The organism is Sulfitobacter sediminivivens, from assembly GCF_042611115.2.
Lineage (GTDB): Bacteria > Pseudomonadota > Alphaproteobacteria > Rhodobacterales > Rhodobacteraceae > Sulfitobacter > Sulfitobacter sediminivivens.
The window spans coordinates 1-18,489 of the sequence record NZ_JBHGAR020000029.1 but is presented as its reverse complement, the minus strand read 5'-3'; the positions used below and the strand labels follow the sequence as shown (position 1 = coordinate 18,489).

The following is an 18,489-nucleotide window of genomic DNA, read 5'->3' as shown; positions in this document are numbered from 1 at the left end:
AACATTACATGAGCATCTTAAAAAAGGGCACCATAAGAGATGCCCTTTTTACGTCGATCGGCGCGAATGGTCCTAGCCCATGGCGCGCACGCGCTTACTTGTTCATCCGGTTCTCGATCAGGTCATCAACCACCGATGGATCCGCGAGTGTGGACGTATCCCCCAGTGCACCAAAATCGTTTTCGGCAATCTTGCGCAGAATCCGACGCATGATCTTGCCCGAGCGGGTCTTGGGCAAGCCAGGTGCCCATTGGATCAGGTCGGGCGACGCAATCGGCCCGATCTCGGTGCGGACCCAATTGCGCAGTTCCGTGCGCAACTCATCGCTTGGTTCCTGACCGCCCATCAAGGTGACATAGCAATAGATGCCTTGGCCCTTGATTTTATGCGGATATCCGACGACGGCGCTTTCCGCGACCTTGGGATGTGCGACCAAAGCACTTTCGACCTCGGCGGTGCCCATGCGGTGACCCGATACATTGATCACATCGTCGACCCGCCCGGTGATCCAGTAATCGCCATCGGCGTCCCGTTTACAACCATCACCAGTGAAGTAATAGCCTTTGTAATCAGAGAAGTAAGTCTTTTCAAACCGATCGTGATCGCCCCAGACGCTGCGCATCTGACCTGGCCAGCTGTCGGCGATGCACAAAACCCCTTCGGCCGGATTGCCGGTGATCTCTTCGCCTGTTGTGGGTTCCAATATCACCGGTTTGATGCCAAAAAACGGCTTCATCGCTGCACCGGGTTTCATCGCATGGGCACCGGGCAGGGGGGTCATCAGGTGGCCACCGGTTTCGGTCTGCCACCAGGTGTCCACAATCGGGCACCGCCCGCCGCCCACAATTTCGTTGTACCAATTCCAGGCCTCGGGATTGATCGGCTCGCCCACGGTGCCCAGCACCTTGATGCTGCTCAGGTCACATCCGGTGACAAAGCTGTTGCCCTGACCCATCAGCGCGCGAATGGCGGTGGGGGCGGTGTAAAATTGGTTCACCTTGTGCTTTTCACAGACCTGCCAGAACCGCGAGGCGTCAGGGTAGGTCGGCACCCCTTCGAACATCAGCGTCGTGGCCCCGTTGGCGAGCGGCCCATAAACGATATAGCTGTGTCCAGTGACCCAGCCGACATCCGCCGTGCACCAATAGACGTCACCATCATGATAATCAAAGGTGATTTCATGGGTCATGGCCGCGTAGACCAGATAGCCGCCGGTGGTGTGCACGACACCTTTGGGCTGCCCGGTGGAGCCTGAGGTAAAGAGGATGAACAAGGGGTCTTCGGCATTCATCGCCTCGGGGTCGCAGGTGTCTGCGGCATCATTTGCCAGCGCGTTGTAATCGTGGTCGCGGCCCTCGACCCAAGTGGTCTGACCGCCTGTGCGCTTGACCACCAGGCATTTCACGCTGTCATTGCAGTGCAAGAGTGCCTGATCCGCGTTCGCCTTGAGCGGCGTCGCCTTGCCGCCGCGTGGGGCATAGTCAGCGGTAATCACGACTTTGGCTTCTGATCCGTTCACACGCGCGGCCAGAGCATCGGGCGAGAAACCTGCAAACACAATCGAATGGATTGCCCCGATGCGCGCGCAGGCCAGCATCGCATAGGCGGCCTCGGGGATCATCGGCATATAGATAATCACCCGGTCGCCTTTGCCCACGCCCATATCGCGCAGGATGTTGGCCATCTTGCAGGTTTGTGCATGCAATTCTTTGTAGGTGATGTGTTTGGCACCATCCTCAGGGCTGTCCGGTTCCCAGATGATCGCGGTCTGGTCGCCGCGGGTCGCCAGATGGCGGTCGATACAATTGGCGCTGACGTTCAACTGCCCATCCGCGTACCAGTTGATCTTGACCTGTCCGAGGGTGAAATCCACGTCCTTGACCTCGGTGAACGGTTTCATCCAATCCACGCGCCCGGCCTGATCACGCCAGAACCCGTCAGGGTCTTTGATCGACGCATCATACATCTGGGCATAGCGGTTCGCATTCACATGCGCGCCCTTGGCCATGGCATCCGATGGCGGATAGGTCTTTGCTGTGTCGGACATGAATCTTCCCTCCCTTGGTGGTGCTGTCGTGATCTGCACAAGATGGCCTTTGGCCACATGCGCATCCTCTTCCGCGCGATCATAACGCGGATTGAAAAGAAGGGAATAAGCAACTGGTTTGCAATGGTTTCGCTGTAAATCTTTTTCCGAAAATAGAAAAAATTTGTAAAGTTCTGCAGGAAAATTGCCAAAACCTCTGTTTTCCAAATGGATTGAGAGTCAATGTGGTTGCCGCAGCAATGGAAAATGCCCATTCGACTATAGAGTACTGACGCCAGATGCGCCAAAAAACAAAAGGACACAGACCATGACCCGTCCCCAGGCCACCGCAATCCAGATGATCGATGATGCCCGAGTGCGCGTCACCCGCTTTGACTTTGCCCCCGGTGCAGAAACCGGATGGCATGAGCATGGCATGGACTATGTGATTACAACGCTGACCGAGTGCACAATGGTGCTGGAAGAGCCGGGCGGCACCACGCGGAAGGTCGATGTTGCGGCGGGCACCAGCTATCGCCGCGAAAAGGGCGTGAACCACAATGTGGTCAATGGTGGGGATGCGGCCATGTCCTTTGTCGAAGTCGAACTTAAATAGCACGTCCAAGGGGTTGGCAGGGTGCATTCCCCACGCTAGCTTGATCCCAAGCGCGCCTGCCACTGGCGCGCACAAAGGGAGAAAAATCAATGACCAAGTATTTGAGCGGCGCAGCAGTCTGCGCCCTTAGCTTCGCATTTGTGACCGAGGCTGCAGCGACCGAATGGAATGTATCCGTCTGGGGCAAACGCCGCGCGTTTACCGAGCATGTCGAAAAAATTGCTGAGCTGGTGTCAGAAAAAACGGGTGGTGAATTCACCATGAACGTCAGCTATGGCGGGTTGTCGAAGAACCGCGAGAACCTTGATGGAATTTCCATCGGAGCGTTCGAAATGGCGCAGTTCTGCGCTGGGTATCACGCGGATAAGAACCGGGTTGTCACCGTGCTGGAACTGCCGTTCCTTGGGGTTGAGAACCTTGAGCAGGAGCGCGCCGTGTCCAAGGCCGTTTACGCCCATCCGGCTGCCGCAGAGGAAATGGCGCAGTGGAATGCCAAACTGCTGATGACATCCCCGATGCCGCAGTACAATTTGGTCGGCACCGGTGCCCCCCGCAAGACTCTTGAAGACTTCAAAGGTATGCGGGTGCGGGCCACAGGTGGTCTTGGCAAAGCGTTCGAGGCTGTAGGCGCTGTGCCGACATCTGTAACGGCTACTGAAGCCTACCAGGCGATGGAATCCGGTGTTGTCGACACCGTTGCCTTTGCTCAACATGCGCATCTGTCGTTTGGCACGATCAATCAGGCGACATGGTGGACGGCAAACCTGAACCCCGGCACCGTGAATTGCCCTGTTGTGGTCAACATCGACGCCTATGAGGCGCTCAGCGATGCAGAGCGTGAGGCGCTTGATAGTTCCGTCGATGAAGCGCTGGATCACTATCTGGCCAACTATGCCGAGCTGCTCAAGAAATGGGACAGCGTGCTGGCAGAAAAGGGTGTCGAAAAAGTCGAGATCGACCCTGCCGTAATCGAAGAGTTCAAGGCCCTTGCCGCGGCACCTGCGCGTGATGCGTGGATTGCCGACATGGAAGCGCAGGGTCTGCCGGGTCAGGAACTCTATGATCTGGTCGTCTCAACGCTGGCAGACGCCAAAGCCGGCGGAAGCTAAATCCGTTACCGGGGGGCATTGGCCTGCCAAACGGCAATATGATTGGCAAGGTGGGCCTTGCGGCCCGCCTTGCGCCGTTTTTGACAAATCACGAGCGGTCGTGACTTGCCAAAAACGGCGATAAACGTCGGATAGGGGGACATATGGCAGGATCAGCGGCAGTGCTGGAAGACTCCAGCCTACTCAGCAAACTTGACCGCGCGCTTTTGCCTCTTGAACGGTTCTGCGCGCTGTTGTCGGGCCTTGCGATTTTTTCGCTTATGTTTCTGGCAGCCTATTCTGTCACCGGACGCAAGTTCTTTTCTTCGCCCATGGCAGGCTACGTGGATTACATCGAAGCGGCCATGCCGATCATCGCAATCATGGGCGTGTCTTATGTGCAGCGCGACGGCAGCCATATCCGCATGGACATGCTGGTCAACGCCCTAAAGGGCCGGGTGCTTTGGCTCTTTGAATTGATCTCTGTCCTGCTGATGTTGCTGCTGATCGTGGCTTTGACATGGGGGGCCTGGGAACATTTTGACCGCTCCTTTGATTGCGCACGGCCCCTGTGCAGCCGTGATTCATCCATCGACATCGGGATCCCTATCTGGCCGTCAAAACTGGTCGTGCCTGTCGCCTTCGGCATTCTTGTGCTGCGGCTCGTGTTGCAGGCTTGGGGCTATGCCCGGGCGCTGATCTTGGGGCTGGAAAACCCTGTTGCTGTGCCCCTGTCACTAAGCATCGCAGAACAGGCGATGGCTGAAGCTGCCATACTAGAGGACGATGCATGATGGATCCCATTGAGATTGGCCTGTGGGTATCGGGTGGTATGCTGGTGTTTGTTCTGCTGGGCATGCGGGTTGCGTTTGCGGCGGCGATGGCGGGATTTGTCGGGCTGGTCTGGCTGCGCTGGAACGGATTTGACTATGATCCGGCACGGTTCTGGAAGGCCGTCGAAATCAGCGTCAAGATTGCAGGGCTGACGCCGCATTCCAAGGTGTCTGCGCAGGTTCTCAGCCTGATCCCTGTGTTCATCATGATCGGTTATCTGGCCTATTACGCCAAGCTGACGACGGCACTTTTTGAGGCCTGCAAACGGTGGTTTGCATGGGTGCCGGGGGGGCTTGCGGTTTCAACGGTGTTTGCCACGGCAGGGTTCGCTGCTGTTTCAGGCGCGTCTGTCGCCACGGCGGCGGTATTTGCGCGTATTGCCATCCCGGAGATGCTGAAGGTTGGGTATAACAAGCAATTTGCGGCGGGTGTTGTCGCGGCGGGCGGCACGCTGGCTTCGCTCATTCCACCCTCGGCGATATTGGTGATCTACGCCATCATCGTTGAACAGGACGTGGGCAAATTGTTGCTGGCCGGGTTTATTCCGGGTGCGTTTTCAGCGGTCGTCTACGCCGCCCTGATCATCGGGATTGCGATGATCTGGAAAAACGTCGGTCCGCCCGTCACCGGGTTCAGCTGGCGTGAGCGGTTCGAAAGCCTGCCCCCAGCACTGCCCATTGTGGCGGTGGTCGTGATCATCATCTTTTTTGTCTACAACCCTTTTGGCGATGCCTGGGGCACCCCGACCGAAGGGGGTGCCGTAGGCGCGTTTATCGTGTTCCTGATGGCACTCTACAAGGGCATGCGCTGGGGGCAATTGAAAGAAGCGTTGCTGGAAACTGCCAAGTTGACAGTGATGATCTTTACCATCATCTGGGGCGTTTTGATCTATGTACGGTTTTTAGGTTTCGCCGAGTTGCCAGATGCCTTTGCTGACTGGATCACCTCGTTGAACACGTCACCCATGTTGATCCTGATCTGTATCCTGCTGGCCTATGCGGTGTTGGGTATGTTCATGGATGCGATCGGTATGCTGCTGTTGACGCTGCCTGTGGTCTATCCTGCAGTTATGGCGTTGAACGGCGGCGAAAACGTCGCAGCTGCGGATGCGGCTTTTGGCATGTCGGGTCCGATGTGCGCGATCTGGTTTGGGATCTTGGTGGTCAAGATGGCAGAGTTCTGTTTGATAACCCCGCCCATCGGCCTCAACTGTTTTGTTGTGGCTGGGGTGCGCGATGACCTGACCGTACAGGACGTGTTCAAAGGGGTTGCCCCGTTCTTTGTCGCGGATGCCGTGACCATCGCGCTGTTGGTGTCGTTTCCGGGGATTGTTTTGTGGCTGCCGTCACTCGCTGGCTGAGGCACCAGCGGCTACACGGTTTTCCTCGTCCTTTTCGGTGTATTCAATGTTTTCGCCTGACAGGAAATTCCCGATGGTGCGCAGCGGTTCAAAGTTTTCGCAGATGACTTTGAAGACCACCAGAAATGGCACCGCCACAAGTGCCCCCGGGATGCCCCAGAGCCACCCCCAGAAGACCACTGTCAAAAAGACCGCGACCGTGTTCAGAGCCAACCGACGACCAACCAGCCAAGGGGTGACAAATTGGCCCTCAACAGCGGTCAGAATTTGGTACCCGAGCGGGGCCAAAAGCGCATAACCGATGGAATCAAACGTCACGATAGAGAAGGCGGCAACCAATGCAGACCCGACAAAGCCGCCGATGTAGGGCAGGAAGTTCAGCAGAAACGCCGCGACACCCCAGACATAGGCCTTGGGCATGCCAAGTGCCGTCAGATAAAGCCCGACGCACAGACCAAGACCCGCGTTGATCAGCGTGATCGTCAGCAGATAGTGCGACACCCGCCGTTCAATGTTGTGCACGGTGGAAAGCGCACGTTTTTTGCCTGTCAACGTCGGCATCGCCTGCACCAGCTTGAGATAAAACATCTCGCCTGACGCCAAAAGCAACATCGCCAGAACCACCGTCACGGCAAATGTCGTACCGATCTGGGCCAGTGTATCAAAGGCCGTGTCCAGCAACCCGGGCTGTTTGACAATCACCTCGGTTGCCGGGTTGCCATTGTTGCCCATATTTTCGACATCTTCCGTGACCTCGCGCATGCTTTCGACTGCATCTGACATGCCGCGCATCTTTTGCTGGATTTCGGCAGTCATGCTTGGAATCTCGTCACTCCATAATGCCACGGTACCAGCCGACCCCAATACGACCGTGAGCACCGCCAAAGCGGTCATTGTCACCAAAAGGACGGCGCTGACGGCATGGGGCACACCCACTCTGGCCATACCACGGGCCAGCGGGCTGAGCGTCAGCGCCAGCAGAAACCCAAGCAAAATAGGCAAGATCAAATCGCGGGCGAAATAGGCTGTGACGAACAAGGCAAGCAGGACAAGGATTTGGAGCGAACGGCGGATCGAGGGAATGTCGTTCAAGAGGGGTCTCCGATGATGTGATGTGCGGCAGTCATGCAAGAACGCATCAGGTGCAGAAAAGTTCACGTAATTATGATCGCGTTATGACATATTCCTTCCATTTTGTACGCCCCAATCAGCCGCACCAAGCCGCACGACCCGGACTATTCCTACTGCAACGTGTTCAATGGGGCGAATGACCCATGGCGATCATCATGTGATGTTGCTGATGGTGCGCGCCGATGGTCATCAACCCGAAAAATCCAAGCCCTGTTACCTCGGCTATCTCCTCCACAGATGAAAGTTGAAGAACCATCCTTGCGCCGCCCACCTGCTTTTCTGTAATGACTGGCCAGTTGGTGGTCTGCTGCAACATGGGGCCATGCGCCAGAACCAAACGCTGAATGGATGCGGCCACGCTTGCGTCGCCGGAGATGTCGAAGGTGACGGTCATATCGGTCACGGTGCTGTCTACCGTCGCTTTCATCGTCACATTGTCCATGTCAACAAGATGCGCGCGCAGGGCATCAACATTGACCCGCTGCCAATCGGTGTCAGGATTGTTGCGCAGTGATGCGACGATCTCGGCGATGGCAGCAAACTGGGACTGGCCGGTTTCCAGGATCTGATGGCCGTGGTTTGCATGTTGGGCCGTGGCATTGGTTGCCATGAATACCATTGTTGCAGTGAGAAGACCTAATTTCATCGAACACTCCTGATTTTTGAAAGAGGGTACCCAATGCCAAGGAACGGACATATGATCTCGATCATATGCAAATTGACCCCTTCAGCGATCTGCCCCCTGACGCGAGCCGTACAACCAAGATGCAACAGGGTGACGTGCTCTTTCGGCAAGATCAGGAAACGTCCGGGCTTTACCGGGTTATTTCTGGCTGTGTCACCCTCAGAAGAACAACTCTGGATGGGGATACGCTGACCTTGCATCGGGCGGTGCAAGGTGGGTATTTCGCCGAAGCGTCGATATTTTCGGACAGATATCACTGTGATGCCGTCTGCACCGCAGCGGGCAGCATCCTGAAAATTGCAAAAGATGACGTCATTGCAAATATGCGTTCGAGCCCTGCGTTCAGTGAAGGGGTCACGCGACTGCTTGCCATTCAGGTACAGCACTACCGCGCCCATATTGAAATTCTGGCCATCCGCTCCGCCCAGGAAAGGGTCATGGCGGCTGTTCAGGCAGGGTATCTGAAATCGACGGTCCCCGAGTTTGCCAGCCGCATCAACCTCACGCATGAAGCCTGTTACCGCGCATTACGGGCTTTGTGTGACGCGGGAAGAATGGTTCAGGTTGGCCGGGGCCGGTACGCGATGGCGTGATAGACCGTTCGGTGTCCGCTCAATGCGGCGGATTGCGGCTTGCCTGCGCCTGTTGCGCGTGCTCGGGCCAGGTTGATCGGATGTATGCCAGAATATCCCAGATGCCATCATCGGTGATCACATCCTCGAATGCTGGCATCCCGCTGTTGAAGTCGGGAATGCCACGTGTGGCAAGTGCGGCTTTGCCGCCGAACTTTGTATATTCAAACAGCAATGCGTTGTCGTGATGCCACGTATGACCCGTTTCATCATGCGGCGGGGCGGGCAGCACGCCATTCGCATCTGGTGACTGCCAGTTTGGTTGCCCCTCCAGCTTTGCACCGTGGCATGATGCACAATTCTCGGCGTAAAGTGTGCCACCCTCGACAATGTTGCGACCTTCCAGCTCGTGATCGGCAAATGCGGTCGTGGCTGACACGATCAGAATGGCGACGATCCGCATCACGCGACATTTACCCAAGTTCGCATCCCGCCAAAAGCATGGCTCAGCATATGACAATGCAGCAGCCACCGACCGGGATTGTCAAAGACGCAAATAATATCGCGGCTTGCCCCGGCCTCTACCAAAGTCGTGTCGCGCACATCACCCAACGTGCCATCCTCGCCAACCTCAAAAAAGTGATGGCCGTGCAAATGGATGCCATGCGGAAAAGATGTGTCGTTTATCATCGTTATTCGCACGGTTTCCCCACGTTGGAAGGATCCGAACGGATCTTCGGAAAGGTCCGAGACGTTGTTGAACGCCCAGATGTTGTCGCCACCGTGGCGTCCACCCATGGCACCCCCCATCATTGTCAGGGTCAGGTGCTGGGTGGGTTCGCCCGGACGGGGCAGATCATGAGCGGCAAGGGGTGAAATCGGGGCTGACTGCCTGTCCGTATTGGTGCCGTCTGTTGTCAGAGTGGCCAGTTGATAGGGCCCTTGACGGGTCGTCATATCGAAACCGACAGTGCCCGTGACATCGACGATCAGGTCGACCCGTTGCGCCGGTGCCAGGACAACCTCTGTCAACGGACGTGGTGCAGCAAGGGACATGCCATCCAACGCGACGATCTGTCCGCTGACACCGCTTATGGTCACCGGAAAGATCCGGTTCGTGGCCGCGTTGATCAACCGAAACCTGACCCGATCCCCTGATCTGACTTGTGCTTGAGACAGGAACGCACGGGCGAAATTCCCCATATACCCGCCATGCGCCAGGTTGTGCATATTCGAATAGCTTTCAACGAGGCTACCATCTTCCTGCATATGCCAGTCTGACAGTAAAACGGTGATATCATGATCCACGTCCGGTGGTGTGTCGTCTTCGACAATAAGCGCCCCGATCATTCCGCGCGCGGCTTGCTCATGGGAAATGTAGTGCGAGTGATACCAAAAGGTGCCCGCATCTGGCGGAACAAAGCTGTAGGTCATGGTGTCGCCGGGATTGATCAGGTCCTGCGTCAGGACCGGCACACCGTCCATCTGATTTTCCAGCCTGATGCCATGCCAATGCACCGTTGTGCCCTCGTCCAACCCATTCTCGACGTCGATTTTGACACGTTCACCTCGGCCCATCCGCAGTGTCGGCCCCGGCATTGATCCATTGAACCCCAGCATGGACGTGGCACCGTCGCCGTCCGGCAGTATCTGCTGTGTGACGGCTTCTGCCCGCAGCCTTAAGGTGTCCGGTGCCGCCAAGCTGGGCGCGGGCAAGACCGCAATCGCGGACGCGGAAGCCAAAAATTGCCTTCTGTTCATAGAGGTCCTCATGTTGGCAAAGTGAGATTGGATGTCATAACGGCTGTGTTAGCAAGAATGGTCAGGATCAAGAGCTATTCGATAAAAATGGATTTGGTAAGGTGCCTCGCTGCAATTGGATCGTTCGCCTGTAGCGCGGGAATGAACCGCAGCTTGTTCGCAGCCGCAAGTCCGGCGACGAGATATATCAGAACGGTTCCAACAGGGGTGATCCATAAATGCCCCAACATTTCGGGGTCCGTCATGCCACTTGGATCACCGGCCAGATTGGCACCGCGCAAAGAGAACGACAGTCCTGCAGCCAAAAGGCCGAGAATGGCGAAACTCAAGCAGAGGCCGCGATAGCGCTTCGGTCGGAACAACAGGGCAGCAATGATTGTATCTGCCGCTATAAGGACCCCAAGATACAGGGCAAACTTTGTCGCTATTGCCGCCAACTCCCAGACATCAGACATGATCACTCGACAGTGAAGCCGAATGTTCCGTTCAGAGCATGGCCATCTGACCCCATTCCACGTCATTCAATCACATGATCTGCACTGCCCATGCCCTGCATCGGTATGGCATAATCAGAAATGAACCCCGGGTGCCCGCTTAAGTCCAGATCGGAACTGGCATGAGGACCATGCTGCATCGTCAAACGGGTCAGGCGAATATCGCCTTTGAAGTCCAAATACACCTCGGACGGCACCTCAGAGATGGTGGCCTCATGGGCGGGTGTTGTGCTGTCGAGCGGCGAATGTGCGAGCGCGCCCGTTGCCCAAAACCCGATCATTCCTGTAAGAAAAATCTGCTTCAAGGTTATTCCTCTTTTGGCCGTCAGTTGATCCCGTTTGCGCGCTGCAATTCCCGAATGTAGGCGACGATCATTGTCACGTCACCGCGCGTAATACCCTCAACCGCAGGCATATTGCCAAAGGACCAATGGTGCGCCCGCACGCCAGACTTTGCTGCCAGTTGAAAGCTTTCATCACCATGATGGTTCGGTTCATAGATGATGTGGACAAGGGGTGGTCCCATGCCTTCCTTGCCTGCGGCGTTGGTGCCGTGACAAGACGAACATTTGCCCTCAAACGCCAGTTTGCCGATTTTGGCATTCTCAGACAACGCTTCAGGTACAAGTACATCCGCCAGAGCGGCCCCGGCGATGCTATCACCAGATGTCGCATCTGAACTGCGCTCAGCCGTCGGCCAAAAGGCAAAGGCAAGACCGCCAACAATTACGATCGCCCCTAAGGTGTTAACTAATCTCATTTAAGTCTCTGAATCTTTGCGCATTTGGGCATACCTAGACTTTCCGGTAAGTGGAAGGTCAAACGTTTTATCATCACAGCTTCGAGAGCATCCAAAACACCACCGTGATTGAAGTGAATCATTCGGATACCCGACATCAAGGGTCGGCGGCGTTACCGCAACGGCCAAGCGGAACGCAGCAAAAAAAGGCGCGATCAGGGACGTCTGACGCGCGGGTTTGTTGACTTAATGGACATCGTCAGGGGATCCGGATGTCAGCCTTGGCGCGGGCACCGGAGAATGTGACAATCGCACGCACAAGGACGTCGAGCGTATCCAAGACCAGAACCGGCGATTGAATGTCCTTGCTGATCAGCGAAAATTCAGAGCACCCGATGATCACTTTTTCCGCGCCAAGCTGGGCGAGGGCCTTGGCCTCTCGTTCCAGAAGAGCGATATCCGCGTCGCTTGGGCCTGACTTCTTGATCCTGCGTATCGATGCAAGAATGTCCGCCTCATTTTCGGGATAAGCGGTCGCTATTCCGAACTCAGACAGAAAATTCCCAAAAAGACCGGTGATGTCGGTCGCGGGGGAGGCGAGAATGCCGACGATGGCACCCCGCGTCATCCCCTGCGCCACTTCTGAACAAGCGAGTTTTGGCATGTTCAAAAGCGCGATGCCGACACTTGCCTCAATTTCCGACGCGTAAAGGTGCGCGGTGTTGCACGGCATCGCCAGTACCTCAGCACCGGCTTGTTCCAGTCTGATTGCCATGTCGGCAAGAACTGGACCCGGATCGGGCCCAGTCTTTTCAATCAGGTGGGCAATGCGGGACGGAACCTGTGGGTTCATATCCACAAACATCGGAATGTAATCCTGATCATCCTCGGCGGCGGTGGTCGCATGCACCCTTTTCATCAACTCAAGAGTGGCCTCGACGCCCATGCCGCCCAGAATGCCGATTTTGCGAAACTTGCCAGAAGTCTCCCTCATGCCGCGACCAATCAGGACCAGCGGTCGGTGAAATCGAAAGCGGCGTCATACCCAAAGAGCGCGACCGAACCGCCTGTGTGCAGGAACACGACGCGCTCGCCTTTCTTGAAATGACCCTTGCGGATCAGATCGATGAAACCAGCAGCGCCTTTGGCCGAATAGACCGGATCGAGCAAAATCGCCTCAAGTTCAGCAAACATCTTGATCGCCTCAAGACCGCTCTTGGTGGGAATGCCGTAGCCTTCACCAACATAATCGGTATTGGCCACCACGTCTTCGCGCGCAACGACACCGGGGCATCCCAGTTTTTCCGCAGTCTTGCAGGCCAGATTGTATACGTTTTCTTCTTGCTTGGCCTTGGGCGCGCGCACGCCGATGCCCAAAAGCGGGATCTGCGCGTTCATCGCTTTCAGTCCGACGATCAGACCAGCCTGTGTCCCGGCGCTGCCTGTGGCGGTGACGATGTGGTCAATCTTCATACCGCTATTGTTCACCTGGTTCAGCATCTCAAAGGCGCAGTTGACATAGCCCAGAGCGCCCGTCGGGTTTGAACCACCGCCGGGGATGGCATAGACCTTTTTGCCATCTGCCCGCATCTCGGCGGCCATTTCTTCGATCAGGACGTTGAAGTCCGGTCCGGTCGGGCGCTTTTCAGTTGTGGCACCATGCAGATGATCCAAAAGGACGTTGCCGTTGTTGTTGTAGTTGGCATTGTTTGATGCGGTACGATCTTCCAGCACAATGTGGCACTGCATGCCCAACTTGGCTGCGAAAGCCGCGGTTTGGCGCGCGTGATTGGATTGAGTGGCACCTTGGGTGATGATCATCTCGGCACCCTGCAATTCGGCCTCGGCCATCAGGAATTCCAGTTTGCGCGTCTTGTTGCCGCCGGTGGACATGCCGGTGCAATCATCGCGCTTGATCCAGATTTCTGGTCCGCCAAGCTCTTTGGTCAAACGGTCAAGCCGCTCCAGCGGTGTGGGCAGGTGGGCAAGAAAACGGCGGGGAAAGCGTGCAAGATGCATTTTTGAGATCCTTAATTTGCTCTATTCGCCTTTTAGCGTTCCAAAACGACGAAAGCTAATGCAAAGTAGCGCATATAAATTGCAAAGAATGCAAGTTTTGCGGCAAGATTGGAGAGGCAGATGCGTTTGGAGTGGATCGAAGACATCTTGGCGGTGCTCGACAATGGCTCACTGGCGCGGGCGGCAGAAAAACGTCTTCTGACGCAATCGGCCTTCACCCGTCGCGTGCGGTTGATTGAAGAGAGCATCGGCGCGGAACTTTTTGACCGCCGCCGCAAGCCCGTCACCCTGATGGCTGGGGTCGAGGCACTTGCACCGGAGCTGCGCGATCTGAGCATGCGCCTGCGCAAAGTCAGGTACAGATTAAAGACCGCGACCAGCCAGACCGGCGGCGCGCTGAATTTTGCCTGCCAACATGCAATCACCACAACGGTTTCCCCTTTGATCGTGCGTGCGCTGACAGCAGATCGTCATGCTTCGGTAAGGGTGCGATCAAGCAATCAGGAAGAATGCCTGATGCATTTGCTGTCTGGCGAAGTCGATTTTGTGGTGATGTACACAGTGCCAGACGCGCAGACGCCGTCACTTGAGCGGGCCTTTGAGACCCTGACACTGGGAAGCGATATCCTGATCCCGGTTTGTGCCCCCGCATTGAAAGACAGCGTAGGGGCGAGCCAGATTCCGGGCATCAGCTATCCTTCGAACGTCTTTCTGGGCCAGGTATTTGACCGAAATATCGCACCACACCTGAGCGATGACATCCAGATCGTGACCAAGGCCGAAACAGCGCTGACGCTTGCCGCCTATGAATTTGCGCTGGGCGGGATCGGGGTGGCATGGTTGCCGCGCTCCATGGTTGTCGAGGCTCTGGCGCTGGGATCGTTGGTCTCGCTTGAGGCGGATCTGCCTGCGCAACCACTCGACATCAAGGCGTTCCGATTGTCAGAAGGTGGGGGGCCGCAATCTGAAACCGCGTGGCAGGACATCTTGTCCCAGATTGTCCTGCCCGATCATCTCAAGCGTATTTCGCATGACTCTGCGGACTAGGATAAGCATATCGCGATGGCTCAACATTCAGGCCGACAGCGCGCCTTTACGCCGCTGAAATAACGGGTGCGGCTCTGAATAGCGGTCGTACTTGCTGCTGGTCTCACTGGGTAAACAGTCAAAGCTGTACCCACGGCATTTTCAAGCGCATCGCTAAACTTGCGTTTTGCGCAACTTGTAAGCGCTAATTTGCATTAGACGCGCCTATGACGATTGGCTAACGTCTGTTTTATGCAAATCTTGGATTTAGCATTGGCGCAGCAACGTCATGCGGCCATGATACGCGCACAATAAGAAATCGAAACCTCGGACGTATCGATAAACAAAATCAACAGGGAGTATCTGAATGTCATTCAAAAAAGTATTAGCGACGGCGACCGTTGCGCTGGGCCTTTCGACCCCGGCAGTCTTCGCAGAAGGCCACGGCGGCACATTGGACAAGATTGCCGCCAGTGGTGAAATCGTAATTGGTCACCGCGAAAGCTCGGTGCCGTTTTCGTATCTTGACGAAAATCAGCAGGCGGTCGGCTATTCTATCGACCTGTGCATGAAGATCGTCGAGGCCGTATCCGCCGAACTCGATAAGGAACTGACCATCAAATATGTGCCGGTCAACCCAAAGACGCGTATTGCGCTGATGGCGAACGGGACCATCGACCTTGAGTGCGGTTCGACAACAAACAACCTTACACGTCAGCAGCAGGTCGAATATTTACCGACTACATTTGTGACAGGCACCAAAATCCTGACCCGCAAGGATTCAGGGATCAATTCGGTTGCCGATCTTGAAGGCAAGGCGATTGCGCTTGCCCAGGGAACAACAAATGAGCGTGCCATCATGGCCGCTGTGGAAGCTGCGGGAATGGACGTCAAAATTCTGCCAGTGCGCGATCATGCCGAAGGCATGCTGTCACTGGAAACAGACCGCGTGGACGCTTATGCCACCGATCACATCCTGCTTTTTGGTCTGATTTCAAAATCCAAAACCCCTGATGATTTTGCAGTTGTCGGCGATTTCCTGTCATTTGACCCCTATGCTTTGATGGTGCGTCGCGATGACAGCGCCTTTGAACTGGTCGGGAAAAAAGCGCTCGCGGAAGTGTTCCGGTCAGGTGAGATCGACGCGATCTACGCAAAGTGGTTCGACCCGCTTGGCGTTCCTGCTGATCCGCTTTTGAAAGCCGCATTCCAGCTTGGCGCATTGCCTGAATAAGCGAAAACCGGACCGGCAGGGTTTTCCCTGCCGGTCCTTTCACAAGCGGGGCGTGAGCGATGAATTATAACTGGAATTGGGCCGTCCTGTTTGAGGAGCAATACCTCAACTGGTTGATCAGTGGCTTTGGCTGGACGGTCTCGGTCGCCCTCAGTGCCTGGTGCATCGCCATCGTGATCGGCGCGCTTGTCGGTGTCGGAAAGACGGTGCCAAACCGGGTGATCCGCGCCATATGCGCCACTTATGTAGAGATATTTCGAAACGTGCCGCTGCTGGTACAGATGTTCATTTGGTATTTCGCCGTGCCCGAATTGCTGCCCGACGACTGGGGCAGGTGGATGAAGCGCGACATGCCAAACCCTGAATTTGTCACCGCTGTCGTGGCACTCGGGCTTTATACCGCCTCGCGCATCGCCGAACAGGTGCGTGCGGGCATCGAAACCGTGCCACCGGGCCTCACGGCGGCTGCGACTGCGCATGGTCTCAGCGTCGGCCAAACCTACCGCTATGTACTGCTGCCGATTTCATTTCGGATGATCGTGCCGCCCCTGACCTCGGAATTCCTTACGGTCTTCAAAAATTCCTCGCTGGCTCTGACCATTGGCCTGCTGGAACTGACCGCCCAAAGCCAACAGATCGCTGAATACACTTTTCAGGGGTTCGAGGCCTTCACAGCCGCGACGGTCATTTATGTCTGCATCGCCCTGATCGCGACCGTGTTGATGCAGATCTTGGAAAAATACACCCGCATTCCGGGCTATGTCGGAAAGGAGGACTGATCCATGGGAGACTTTGATTTCAACGTGATCTGGTCGTCGCTTCCGTTCCTGTGGCAGGGCCTCCAGCTCAGCTTGTGGCTGACCTTCCTGTCCATTGTTGGCGGTATTTTTCTGGGCACGCTTCTGGCTCTGGCCCGGCTGTCGGGCATCCTGCCGCTGTCACTGATCGCGGCCACCTACGTTAACCTGATCCGGTCGGTGCCGCTGATCCTGGTGATCTTCTGGTTCTATTTTCTGGTGCCGCTGGCGCTTGGTCGTCCCATCGGTGGGTTTTATTCCGCACTGATCGCGTTCGTATTGTTCGAGGCTGCCTATTACTCTGAAATCATGCGCGCGGGCATCCAAAGCGTCAAACGCGGACAGGTGCACGCCGGTCAATCCACTGGGCTGAATTACTGGCAAATACAGCGCTACGTCGTCCTTCCGCAGGCCTTTCGCAACATGATCCCGATCCTCGTGACGCAGGGCATTATCCTGTTTCAGGATACATCGCTTGTCTTTGTGGTGTCCTTGCGCGACTTCATGACCGCCTCTTCGATTGTCGCGCGCACCGAAGGCAGACTGGTTGAAATGTATCTTTTTGCCGCCGTCGTCTATTTCGTAATCTGCTTCTCCGGCTCAATGCTGGTGAGAAGCCTCAAATCCCGGATGAGCACATGATCAGCATCGAAAACATCAGCAAATGGTATGGCGATTTTCGCGTGCTGACCGATTGCACCACCGGCGTCAAAAAAGGCGAGGTCGTCGTGGTCTGTGGCCCTTCTGGGTCGGGAAAATCGACATTGATCAAGTGTGTCAACGGGTTGGAGCCTGTACAAAAAGGCAAGATCACCGTGGACGGTGATGAGGTGACGGCCAAGCGCGCAAATCTGACAGCGCTGCGGTCCCGCATTGGCATGGTATTTCAGCATTTTGAACTTTACCCACACATGTCGGTTCTGGAAAACCTGTGCCTGGCTCAGGAAAAGGTTCTCAAACGGGGCCGGGACGAGGCCGTTGCGCGCGCAGAGAAGTTACTGACACGGGTCGGCATGGCAGATCATGCCAAGAAATTTCCCAGCCAATTGTCCGGCGGTCAACAGCAACGCATCGCGATTGCGCGCTCTTTGGCCATGGACCCGATTGCAATGCTCTTTGACGAGCCGACCTCGGCGCTTGATCCCGAAATGATCAAAGAGGTGCTCGATGTGATGGTTGAACTGGCTCAGGAAGGGATGACGATGATGGTTGTCACCCACGAAATGGGCTTCGCCCGTAAAGTCGCCGACAGGGTCATATTTATGGACGAGGGTGCCATCATCGAGGACAGGCCGACAACTGAATTCTTTGATAACCCTGAAAGCGACCGCGCCAAGGATTTCCTCTCAAAGATACTCAATCACTGATTGCACTTGTGCCGATTTGGGAACGGTCACTTGGCTGCATCAATTTGACCGGTGGTTTGACCCGCCGGTTTGACGGTGCTGATTTGGACGTTGGATTACCGACGCAGGGCCAGTGGGGCGTCGCCACTGGCCACAGCTGATCCTAACCATCATAAAGCCCGGCACTGCGCGCGCGCAGCTTGGTCAAGGCAAGGACTGTGTCGATTGTCGGCGTCGGTGTGTCGGTGATCCCGCCCAATTCCTGAACCGAACCGACCAGCGCGTCAATTTCCATCGGACGACCCTGATCAAGATCCTGCAGCATTGATGTGCGATGTGCTCCGACGGCCGCGCCGCCGTTTATGCGACGATCCACATCGATCGGAAACTTAACGCCCATCTTCTCGGCAATCTGCTGCGCCTCAATCATCATATTGCGCGCAACTTCGCGGGTGCCAGCATCTGTGCACAAGACATCAAGCGTTGCGTGGGTCAGCGCAGAGATCGGATTGAACGACAGGTTCCCCCAAAGCTTCACCCAAATCTCGTCGCGCAGATGTGGGCGCACCGGGGCCTTCAGCCCCGCGGCGCTCAGCACCTTGGACAAGGCCATCGCGCGGTCCGATTTGCTGCCGTCAGGTTCGCCCAGACTAAAGCGGTTCCCCTCAATATGCTTGATCACACCCGGCTGGGTGACCTCCGCCGCCGGATAAACCACGCAGCCCAGCACCCGGTCCGGACCAAAACCGTCCCATTGCGCA

The 18,489-nt window shown here is 56.1% G+C and carries 21 protein-coding genes; 10 read left to right on the top strand and 11 right to left on the bottom strand.

Annotation, left to right across the window (positions count from 1 at the left end; translation table 11 throughout):
• Nucleotides 1–94: 94 nt before the first annotated feature.
• A complete protein-coding gene (acs, locus tag ACEWL3_RS18850; RefSeq protein ID WP_386182840.1) occupies nt 95–2,047 on the bottom strand; it encodes an acetate--CoA ligase in 1,953 nt (650 codons plus the stop codon).
• Nucleotides 2,048–2,354: 307 nt separating this feature from the next.
• Between acs and ACEWL3_RS18845 the strand changes: the two genes are divergently transcribed.
• The 4 genes from ACEWL3_RS18845 (at nt 2,355) to ACEWL3_RS18830 (ending at nt 5,924) form a co-directional block, all read left to right on the top strand.
• Entirely contained in the window at nt 2,355–2,642 is a 288-nt protein-coding gene (locus tag ACEWL3_RS18845; protein ID WP_386182838.1) for a cupin domain-containing protein, read from the top strand.
• An 89-nt stretch (nt 2,643–2,731) separates the two neighbouring features.
• Nucleotides 2,732–3,751 carry a C4-dicarboxylate TRAP transporter substrate-binding protein gene (locus ACEWL3_RS18840; RefSeq protein ID WP_386182836.1) on the top strand — a complete coding sequence of 340 codons (1,020 nt, stop codon included), beginning with the start codon at nt 2,732–2,734 and terminating at the stop codon, nt 3,749–3,751.
• A 143-nt stretch (nt 3,752–3,894) separates the two neighbouring features.
• On the top strand, nt 3,895–4,524 hold the full coding sequence (locus ACEWL3_RS18835; protein ID WP_114880456.1) for a TRAP transporter small permease subunit: 630 nt from the start codon (nt 3,895–3,897) through the stop codon (nt 4,522–4,524).
• Nucleotides 4,524–5,924, top strand: a complete 1,401-nt coding sequence (locus ACEWL3_RS18830) for a TRAP transporter large permease (RefSeq protein WP_114878045.1) — start codon at nt 4,524–4,526, stop codon at nt 5,922–5,924. Before ACEWL3_RS18835 ends, ACEWL3_RS18830 begins: the two co-directional genes overlap by 1 nt.
• On the opposite strand, the gene ACEWL3_RS18825 is transcribed toward ACEWL3_RS18830, so the two are convergent.
• Complete coding sequence (locus ACEWL3_RS18825; RefSeq protein ID WP_386182834.1) at nt 5,910–7,016, bottom strand: AI-2E family transporter; 1,107 nt, start codon at nt 7,014–7,016, stop codon at nt 5,910–5,912. The genes ACEWL3_RS18830 and ACEWL3_RS18825 overlap by 15 nt on opposite strands.
• A 163-nt stretch (nt 7,017–7,179) precedes the next feature.
• Nucleotides 7,180–7,701: a hypothetical protein gene (locus ACEWL3_RS18820; RefSeq protein WP_386182832.1), complete on the bottom strand. Its 522-nt coding sequence runs from the start codon at nt 7,699–7,701 to the stop codon at nt 7,180–7,182.
• A 65-nt stretch (nt 7,702–7,766) separates the two neighbouring features.
• Here ACEWL3_RS18820 and ACEWL3_RS18815 point away from each other — a divergent pair, with 65 nt between their 5' ends.
• Entirely contained in the window at nt 7,767–8,333 is a 567-nt protein-coding gene (locus ACEWL3_RS18815; RefSeq protein ID WP_386182830.1) for a Crp/Fnr family transcriptional regulator, read from the top strand.
• A 19-nt stretch (nt 8,334–8,352) separates the two neighbouring features.
• Here the strand turns inward: ACEWL3_RS18815 and ACEWL3_RS18810 are convergent, their stop codons facing one another.
• From ACEWL3_RS18810 to cuyA, 7 genes are all read right to left on the bottom strand, one after another.
• Complete coding sequence (locus ACEWL3_RS18810; RefSeq protein WP_386182860.1) at nt 8,353–8,775, bottom strand: c-type cytochrome; 423 nt, start codon at nt 8,773–8,775, stop codon at nt 8,353–8,355.
• On the bottom strand, nt 8,775–10,073 hold the full coding sequence (locus ACEWL3_RS18805; protein WP_386182828.1) for a multicopper oxidase family protein: 1,299 nt from the start codon (nt 10,071–10,073) through the stop codon (nt 8,775–8,777). The genes ACEWL3_RS18810 and ACEWL3_RS18805 overlap by 1 nt, the downstream gene beginning before the upstream one ends.
• Before the next feature lie 74 nt (nt 10,074–10,147).
• Nucleotides 10,148–10,528, bottom strand: a complete 381-nt coding sequence (locus ACEWL3_RS18800) for a hypothetical protein (RefSeq protein WP_386182826.1) — start codon at nt 10,526–10,528, stop codon at nt 10,148–10,150.
• Nucleotides 10,529–10,590: 62 nt separating this feature from the next.
• On the bottom strand, nt 10,591–10,872 hold the full coding sequence (locus ACEWL3_RS18795) for a copper resistance protein CopC (RefSeq protein ID WP_386182824.1): 282 nt from the start codon (nt 10,870–10,872) through the stop codon (nt 10,591–10,593).
• A 20-nt stretch (nt 10,873–10,892) separates the two neighbouring features.
• Complete coding sequence (locus ACEWL3_RS18790; RefSeq protein ID WP_386182822.1) at nt 10,893–11,327, bottom strand: c-type cytochrome; 435 nt, start codon at nt 11,325–11,327, stop codon at nt 10,893–10,895.
• 238 nt (nt 11,328–11,565) lie between these two features.
• On the bottom strand, nt 11,566–12,300 hold the full coding sequence (gene cuyB / locus ACEWL3_RS18785) for a cysteate racemase (protein ID WP_386182820.1): 735 nt from the start codon (nt 12,298–12,300) through the stop codon (nt 11,566–11,568).
• 11 nt (nt 12,301–12,311) lie between these two features.
• The gene (gene cuyA, locus ACEWL3_RS18780) at nt 12,312–13,325 is read right to left on the bottom strand and encodes a D-cysteate sulfo-lyase (RefSeq protein WP_386182818.1); all 1,014 of its coding nucleotides are present in this window, start codon (nt 13,323–13,325) and stop codon (nt 12,312–12,314) included.
• 120 nt (nt 13,326–13,445) lie between these two features.
• Between cuyA and ACEWL3_RS18775 the strand changes: the two genes are divergently transcribed.
• The 5 genes from ACEWL3_RS18775 to ACEWL3_RS18755 all read left to right on the top strand — a co-directional run bounded on the left by ACEWL3_RS18775 (nt 13,446) and on the right by ACEWL3_RS18755 (nt 17,749).
• Complete coding sequence (locus ACEWL3_RS18775) at nt 13,446–14,372, top strand: LysR substrate-binding domain-containing protein (RefSeq protein ID WP_386182816.1); 927 nt, start codon at nt 13,446–13,448, stop codon at nt 14,370–14,372.
• A gap of 346 nt (nt 14,373–14,718) precedes the next feature.
• Nucleotides 14,719–15,585, top strand: coding sequence for an amino acid ABC transporter substrate-binding protein (locus ACEWL3_RS18770; RefSeq protein ID WP_386182814.1), 867 nt, complete (start codon nt 14,719–14,721; stop codon nt 15,583–15,585).
• 59 nt (nt 15,586–15,644) lie between these two features.
• Nucleotides 15,645–16,364: an amino acid ABC transporter permease gene (locus tag ACEWL3_RS18765; RefSeq protein ID WP_386182812.1), complete on the top strand. Its 720-nt coding sequence runs from the start codon at nt 15,645–15,647 to the stop codon at nt 16,362–16,364.
• A 3-nt stretch (nt 16,365–16,367) separates the two neighbouring features.
• Complete coding sequence (locus ACEWL3_RS18760) at nt 16,368–17,024, top strand: amino acid ABC transporter permease (RefSeq protein WP_386182810.1); 657 nt, start codon at nt 16,368–16,370, stop codon at nt 17,022–17,024.
• Nucleotides 17,021–17,749: an amino acid ABC transporter ATP-binding protein gene (locus ACEWL3_RS18755; protein ID WP_386182808.1), complete on the top strand. Its 729-nt coding sequence runs from the start codon at nt 17,021–17,023 to the stop codon at nt 17,747–17,749. Before ACEWL3_RS18760 ends, ACEWL3_RS18755 begins: the two co-directional genes overlap by 4 nt.
• Before the next feature lie 142 nt (nt 17,750–17,891).
• Here the strand turns inward: ACEWL3_RS18755 and ACEWL3_RS18750 are convergent.
• Nucleotides 17,892–18,489, bottom strand: a 598-nt coding sequence (locus tag ACEWL3_RS18750) for a 2-dehydropantoate 2-reductase (protein ID WP_435001394.1), incomplete at its 5' end; no start/stop codon positions are given.

What these genes read in the sequence shown, in the direction of transcription:
- cuyA (WP_386182818.1), bottom strand. Translation starts at nt 13,325, where the DNA reads ATGCATCTTGCACGCTTTCCCCGCCGTTTTCTTGCCCACCTGCCCACA.
- ACEWL3_RS18790 (WP_386182822.1), bottom strand. Translation starts at nt 11,327, where the DNA reads ATGAGATTAGTTAACACCTTAGGGGCGATCGTAATTGTTGGCGGTCTT.
- ACEWL3_RS18770 (WP_386182814.1), top strand. Translation starts at nt 14,719, where the DNA reads ATGTCATTCAAAAAAGTATTAGCGACGGCGACCGTTGCGCTGGGCCTT.
- ACEWL3_RS18820 (WP_386182832.1), bottom strand. Translation starts at nt 7,701, where the DNA reads ATGAAATTAGGTCTTCTCACTGCAACAATGGTATTCATGGCAACCAAT.
- ACEWL3_RS18775 (WP_386182816.1), top strand. Translation starts at nt 13,446, where the DNA reads ATGCGTTTGGAGTGGATCGAAGACATCTTGGCGGTGCTCGACAATGGC.
- ACEWL3_RS18765 (WP_386182812.1), top strand. Translation starts at nt 15,645, where the DNA reads ATGAATTATAACTGGAATTGGGCCGTCCTGTTTGAGGAGCAATACCTC.
- acs (WP_386182840.1), bottom strand. Translation starts at nt 2,047, where the DNA reads ATGTCCGACACAGCAAAGACCTATCCGCCATCGGATGCCATGGCCAAG.
- ACEWL3_RS18845 (WP_386182838.1), top strand. Translation starts at nt 2,355, where the DNA reads ATGACCCGTCCCCAGGCCACCGCAATCCAGATGATCGATGATGCCCGA.
- ACEWL3_RS18835 (WP_114880456.1), top strand. Translation starts at nt 3,895, where the DNA reads ATGGCAGGATCAGCGGCAGTGCTGGAAGACTCCAGCCTACTCAGCAAA.
- ACEWL3_RS18810 (WP_386182860.1), bottom strand. Translation starts at nt 8,775, where the DNA reads ATGCGGATCGTCGCCATTCTGATCGTGTCAGCCACGACCGCATTTGCC.
- ACEWL3_RS18800 (WP_386182826.1), bottom strand. Translation starts at nt 10,528, where the DNA reads ATGTCTGATGTCTGGGAGTTGGCGGCAATAGCGACAAAGTTTGCCCTG.
- ACEWL3_RS18755 (WP_386182808.1), top strand. Translation starts at nt 17,021, where the DNA reads ATGATCAGCATCGAAAACATCAGCAAATGGTATGGCGATTTTCGCGTG.
- ACEWL3_RS18830 (WP_114878045.1), top strand. Translation starts at nt 4,524, where the DNA reads ATGGATCCCATTGAGATTGGCCTGTGGGTATCGGGTGGTATGCTGGTG.
- cuyB (WP_386182820.1), bottom strand. Translation starts at nt 12,300, where the DNA reads ATGAGGGAGACTTCTGGCAAGTTTCGCAAAATCGGCATTCTGGGCGGC.
- ACEWL3_RS18805 (WP_386182828.1), bottom strand. Translation starts at nt 10,073, where the DNA reads ATGAACAGAAGGCAATTTTTGGCTTCCGCGTCCGCGATTGCGGTCTTG.
- ACEWL3_RS18760 (WP_386182810.1), top strand. Translation starts at nt 16,368, where the DNA reads ATGGGAGACTTTGATTTCAACGTGATCTGGTCGTCGCTTCCGTTCCTG.
- ACEWL3_RS18815 (WP_386182830.1), top strand. Translation starts at nt 7,767, where the DNA reads ATGCAAATTGACCCCTTCAGCGATCTGCCCCCTGACGCGAGCCGTACA.
- ACEWL3_RS18840 (WP_386182836.1), top strand. Translation starts at nt 2,732, where the DNA reads ATGACCAAGTATTTGAGCGGCGCAGCAGTCTGCGCCCTTAGCTTCGCA.